Consider the following 321-nt stretch of genomic DNA (forward strand, 5'->3'; position numbering starts at 1 on the left):
CACGGCGGCGGCGCTGCGCCAGGGGTGGCGGCGCAGCTCCTGCCAGGAAAAGGTGCGCAGCAGGGCGAGCATGGCGATGGTGGCGCGCCGTCAGCGCACGGTTGGCGCTGCTTCCATGCCCTGCGCGGTCAGGTGCAGCACCCGGTCGGCCCGCGCCGCGGCCGCCCCGGAGTGGGTGACCAGCACCAGCGCGGCACCGTGCTCGCGCATCTGGTCGGCCAGCACGTCCATCACGCGCGCGGCGGTGGCGGGGTCGAGGTTGCCGGTGGGCTCGTCGGCCAGCAGCAGCGGCGGGCGGTGCACCAGCGCGCGGGCGATCGC

At 76.9% G+C, this 321-nt stretch carries 1 pseudogene; it reads right to left on the reverse strand.

The window, feature by feature from the left end:
• Window positions 1-90: 90 nt before the first annotated feature.
• Window positions 91-321, reverse strand: a pseudogene (locus A612_RS15770) (ABC transporter ATP-binding protein); the annotation flags it as partial.

It is taken from the genome of Melaminivora alkalimesophila, assembly GCF_000282995.1.
Classification (GTDB): Bacteria; Pseudomonadota; Gammaproteobacteria; order Burkholderiales; family Burkholderiaceae_C; genus Melaminivora; species Melaminivora alkalimesophila.